This window comes from Moraxella oculi (assembly GCF_023336735.1).
Lineage (GTDB): Bacteria > Pseudomonadota > Gammaproteobacteria > Pseudomonadales > Moraxellaceae > Moraxella > Moraxella oculi.
The window spans coordinates 1-5576 of the sequence record NZ_JAMBAQ010000034.1 but is presented as its reverse complement, the minus strand read 5'-3'; the positions used below and the strand labels follow the sequence as shown (position 1 = coordinate 5576).

Here is a 5576-nt window from a genome sequence, read left to right as displayed (position 1 = left end):
ATTGAATCATGCGGTTATTTTTTATTATAATAAGTTTGAATGATGACAAGGGCGGATGAGTTGTCATCATAAGACAGTGAGGAATCTTTATGAGTAAACCCATAGGTTGGGTTGAGCGAATGTGAAACCCAACATTTTCAGATGTAACTCATTGATTTTGTTGGGTTTCTTTCCTCAACCCAACCTACGGGCTTATAAATATTCGCAATGAATCTGAATTTGCTAATTTCGTAGTATGGTGCTTTAATAACAATAATCTTTTAAATTGGACTGTTGGAATATCTAGGGTTAGGCACTTAAATTACCTAGGAAAAAATATTGATGACAACACCAAAAAAATGTTAATTCTATTCTCTTGCTCCCAATGGACTTATGAAAATAAGTCGAATTATTGCTACTTATTTATTGTTTGCAATGAATATAAAGAATTAATTTTTTTGCTCCAAAAAAGCAATAACGCAAGAATGCCAAGAGAAGTATATATGATAAAAAATAATTTTATCAACACACCTACCAAAAACGATTTTTATTATTTTACACTATGTGAAAATACCAATATAAACCCAATAATTTATCATTAAAGGTGGTATGATATGGATTATCACAAAAACATAATAAAACAAGCCACTGTTATTGGTGCATCTAAGTTTGTCGCCCTATCTATGCCATTTGTGGATATTATCATATTATCCAAGTTATCTAACAGCACTAATGCCCTATCCGACTATATTTTTTCAACCCAAATCATACAGGTTTTTGTTGTTATTTGTTTAGCTTTATCATTAGGAATTCCCATATTTTACAACCAGCATCAAGATAAAAAATGCCATATCAACCTGTATGGGATATTCGCTATTTTTGGGCGTATCTGTCTTTTCTTTTAGCTTGCTATTGCTATATTTTTTAAGTCAAAATGAACAATTGACAACCACGCAATACCTGACTTATATCTATTTAGCAATTGGATTTTTATTTTTACCAGCATACATTATATTTTCTCATATCTTAGATACGCTTGGGAAAATAAACAAAGTATTCAATCTTACCATTGTTTTTGTCATACTAAATTTGCTGCTCAATATAGTCCTTGTACTGGGTAGTGATTTATACGACCAAGTTGCTGTCTCATTAACAACAACCATTCGTTTTTTAGGGGCTTTGATATTTATTGTTTTTATACTCAAAGAACTTAATACAAGATACATTAAACCCAGCATTCATATCAAAAACTTTATACAAATAGGTAGTTTTGGTCTTTCAGATGCGATGACAAGTTTATTGTTTTCTATATCATTTGCATTATTGGCTTATTATCTTAACTCCAATTATTCCAATGAGATTATTTCAACTTACGGTATTTTATTAAATTTTATTAATATCATCTTTGTTATTTATATAGGTCTTTCATCTTCTTTGGCTATCAATTTATCAAAAACCAATGAAGATCATCAAAAAACAATACCACACCAAATCCAAAAGACCATTATTGGAATCGTTTTATTTTTTGTTTATTTGTTGGGTTTATTGTTTTCTTATCAACTCCTATTTTTTCTTGGCTATATTTTGGAAATATCAATACATCAACCATTGTTTTGATGACAGTTGCTTTATTGGTGGCATTATTTGATGGTATAAATATATCAATCATATCCAGATTAAGAGTCTTAGGTTTCAAAAAATACCCACCCCTATCTCGTCTGTCATTGGTATTCATTGGAATGCCCTTGAGTATTGTGTTATTATCTTATCTTGGTGTTGTTGGTGTATTTATGGCTTTTGCTATTGCAAATTTTGTGGCATTCATATTGCTTTTGTATTTTGATCAATCAAACTCAATAACATAACATTTCATCAACATTTACACGATTGATCACCAATACCATCTTATTTATCACGAATGCTATTGGTGAATTTTTTTGTAAACTTATGTAATCAATACAAAACACCCCTAGCTCGTAGGTTGGGTTGAACGAATGTGAAACCCAACATTTCGGATGTAACTCATTGAATTTGTTGGGTTTCGTGCCTTAACCCAACCTACCGTACTACGAAAGTGTGGTTCAAAATATTGATGAAAGTAGAAAGGGGAGAGAGAATGTTAATTTTGACTTCGAGCGTCAAAAGAGAATTGAACACAACTCCAAACTAACCACCACTATTGATGGTAACTTATCGGTTACACATGGGTTGGGTTATGATGCTAAGAAAGAGTTGGATGGTATTCGGGCGGCTTTGATAAAAGACCAAGAAGATGTTAAAGCATTTAACAAAACAGCAAAACGTGGAGAACGAAAACAAGAATCTTTGATTAAAGGAAGATTTGTGATTAATGAAGAGGTTAGTGTGGCTACCGCTACTGTCACTACCAAAGATGGTAAAACTATTAATTACTTGGCAGTAAGCGGTCAAAGCTGGAATCCCAATGCTCCTGATAAAGTTACCATTAATGGTAAAGAATATCATGTGCTTAGAAGTGAAGCAACAACCACAAAAGTTATCAATGGTAAAAATAAAGAGATAAAAATACTACCTAATCGACCAAATCCTGATAACAACCAAGAGAATGGCAATCATGCTGAAAAGAAAATTATGAGTCATATTACCCAGCAAAACCAAAATGGTGCAAATATTGATAGTATTCAATTAAACATTCAAAATACATCACGGTCTAAACAAGGTGCTTGTTATGCTTGTGGTGGTAAAGATGGTACAGGTGGGACAATCCAAGACTTTAAAAATCTTAACCAAAACATCAAAATTCATATTGAACATGGTTCAACCAAGAACAGTAAATAAGAGGTAATTTATGAGCAACTTAATTGAAACTCTATTGAGTATCAAGCATCCAAGAAATAATTTCATCGAACGCCCTGAATTAATTCAAGGCTATACAGAAGATGAAATTAAACAAATTGAGCAAAAGTATGATTTCCCTATTCACGGTCAATTTAAAGAATTTTTAATGACGATGGGAAAGTGTTCTGGTGGGATATTACTGGGAGATGATATATATATATATAGAGAGAGCTATGCAAGTCATCATCTTGATGATTATACAAGAGAGCTTATTCAAGAAGATAGCAACTATGAATACCTAATGAAATTTCTTGGCAATATTGATTTGATAGAAAAACGATTTTTTATCTTTGCAGGCATTAATGAACATATTGTTCAATATTTCATGTTAGCAGCCGATAATAATGACATCGTCTATGAATGGGATACCAATGAAGAAACCGTTAGAGAATTTGGTACTTTGTTTGATTTTTTAAAATATTGTCGTGAAATTACTACTTCCCAAATCACAGGACAAAATGGAAATGATTTTAAAGAATTAACAACAGGTAGATTGTTATGACTAATTTAATCCAAGCCCTATTATCTATCAAAAGCCCTTACGATAGCTTTATTGACAAACCAGAACTTATTCAGGGCTATACAGAAGATGAAATCAAACAAATTGAGCAAAGGTATAATATACCTATTCATGGTCAATTTAAAGAATTTTTAATGACAATGAGTAAATGTTCTGGTGGGATACTACTCGGAGATGATATATATAGAGACAAGAGATGAGTATGGCTTTTCTGATGAAATGAGACAAGAAATACATGAAGACTCTGATTGCCAAGAGTTTATTAAAAATATGGGTAATATTAATTTAGTAGAAAGAAAGCCCATAGGTTGGGTTGAACGAATGTGAAACCCAACATTTTCAGATGCAACCCATTGAATTTGTTGAGTCTCGTACCTCAACCCAACCTACAGGCTTGAAACCAAAGCCAAACAAATAGACGATAACCTAAGACTCTTTGACGGCATCACATCAGCCTTATACGCTCCTAACTCAAATGGTATCATAGGTGATGTGGCAAGAGCAGCAAGCCCAGAGCTTGCCTATCGTATCGGTCAAGAGTTTAAACGTAAAGACCAAGAAGGTTCAGTACAGCACCTTTTAGCTCATGCCATACTAGGTGCTGCGGTAAGTTATGCCACGGATAACAACATCACAACTGGTGCTTTATCAGGAGCAGGTGGTGAAGTGGCTGCACCTGCCTTGGCTAATTACCTATATGGCACCAAATACCCAGAGACACTCAGTCAAGGGCAAAAAGACACCATCACAAGCATTCTAAATCTAGCCACTGCGACAGCCATCTATACAGCCACCGATGGCAGTACCACTGATGCAGTGAGTGGGACTGAGATTGGGAAAGTGGGGGTGGAGTGGAATGGTACTGTGGCCGTAAACGCAGGGATTAACACTACGCCTATCAAGGGAAAAGGTGGTGAGCTTGCCGTTTTTGTAACGTCTGGTGATGCGTTTGAGAATTTTTCAATCCGTAACCCAAAAATTAATTGGGGGGAATTTGATGCTGGGGTTGCTGTAACAACTTCTGACACAACAGGTTTTGGGGCTGGTTTTGGCTTGGGTGCAAATTACATCCGAGGCGGCAGATCAAACATAGATGCTACTTCAAGTACAGCTAGCACTTGCTTGCTCGTTGGGTGTTTTAATATTCATAACGACTCTAGTGGCAAATATTCTGGTTATGGCGGGGCAATTGGTGGTAATTCCAAAGGTGGTGTTGCTCCCGGAGGCTCATTCACATACTCGGATAATAAAACCAGAACACTTACAATAAGAGATTTTTTTAAAAGGAGGTTGCAATGAATGTTAAAAATACTTTTTCTGATTATCAGAAGCTTTTGCGAATTAGAAATAAATATATAGCAGTAAATGTTTTTGTCTTAATTGCCTCTGGATTTCTCCATTCTAGTTTTGGTACAAAATTAATTTTTTATATGTCGCTTATGGTATTTTGTGGTTTTTTTTATATTTCAACGATCGTATTTATTAGTAAATATAACACTTGCCCTCATTGCAAAGGAGCTTTTTTTTGGTTTGGGGAAAAACAGGATGCTATGAATCCTTTGACTATTTTTTGCAATAAATGCAGCAACTGTAATTACCCTAAATGTTGTGATACAAAACAAACTTAGCTCGTAGGTTGGGTTGAACGAATGTGAAACCCAACATTTTCAGATGCAACCCATCGAATTGTTTGATTTTGATTTGCTAAACCCTTAAAGGCTACAACCCTACCCCCAACCCCAAAAACCCCAAACCCATGACTCACACCAACCACCCATCTTACCCTATATTAGCCCTGCCAACACGATTGGCACTGGCTGTCTCTTTGACCTTATGTTGTTCAGCTTATGCCAACACTTCTAAACAGATTGCCCATCAGCAAATCTTGCTTAATGAACAAAGACAGGCGGTGCTTCATCAATCATTGATGACAAATCCTAGTGTACAAGTTGAGGTGCCTGCCTTTGAGCCTGCCGTTAAGATGGATTCTGTTCATACTGACAATCAAGACAGCCACGATGATTTGCCTTGCTTTACCATCAATCAAATCGCTTATGCACCACTGGATGCCAAAGATAAAACAGACCTAAGACAATTTTCTTTTGCTTTAGCACCATCAACCCATGGCAAGCGTAGTGTACTGGGTCAATGCTTAAACATCAATGACATTCATCGCATTGTCCGTGATGTACAAAACCAC

The 5576-nt window shown here is 35.2% G+C and carries 7 protein-coding genes; all 7 read left to right on the top strand.

Going from position 1 to position 5576, the window contains the following annotated elements; all coding sequences use genetic code 11:
* Positions 1 to 840 precede the first annotated feature (840 nt).
* Complete coding sequence (locus tag M2R47_RS09030; protein ID WP_249102347.1) at positions 841 to 1596, top strand: hypothetical protein; 756 nt, start codon at positions 841 to 843, stop codon at positions 1594 to 1596.
* Between the two features lie 459 nt (positions 1597 to 2055).
* Complete coding sequence (locus tag M2R47_RS09025; RefSeq protein ID WP_249102345.1) at positions 2056 to 2796, top strand: hypothetical protein; 741 nt, start codon at positions 2056 to 2058, stop codon at positions 2794 to 2796.
* A gap of 10 nt (positions 2797 to 2806) precedes the next feature.
* Positions 2807 to 3358, top strand: a complete 552-nt coding sequence (locus tag M2R47_RS09020; protein WP_249102344.1) for an SMI1/KNR4 family protein — start codon at positions 2807 to 2809, stop codon at positions 3356 to 3358.
* On the top strand, positions 3355 to 3576 hold the full coding sequence (locus M2R47_RS09015) for an SMI1/KNR4 family protein (protein WP_249102340.1): 222 nt from the start codon (positions 3355 to 3357) through the stop codon (positions 3574 to 3576). The genes M2R47_RS09020 and M2R47_RS09015 overlap by 4 nt, the downstream gene beginning before the upstream one ends.
* Before the next feature lie 292 nt (positions 3577 to 3868).
* Positions 3869 to 4675 carry a VENN motif pre-toxin domain-containing protein gene (locus tag M2R47_RS09010; RefSeq protein WP_249102337.1) on the top strand — a complete coding sequence of 269 codons (807 nt, stop codon included), beginning with the start codon at positions 3869 to 3871 and terminating at the stop codon, positions 4673 to 4675.
* The gene (locus M2R47_RS09005; RefSeq protein ID WP_249102335.1) at positions 4672 to 5004 is read left to right on the top strand and encodes a hypothetical protein; all 333 of its coding nucleotides are present in this window, start codon (positions 4672 to 4674) and stop codon (positions 5002 to 5004) included. Before M2R47_RS09010 ends, M2R47_RS09005 begins: the two co-directional genes overlap by 4 nt.
* A 128-nt stretch (positions 5005 to 5132) precedes the next feature.
* The coding region (locus M2R47_RS09000) for a hypothetical protein (RefSeq protein WP_249102334.1) at positions 5133 to 5576 on the top strand (444 nt) is incomplete at its 3' end.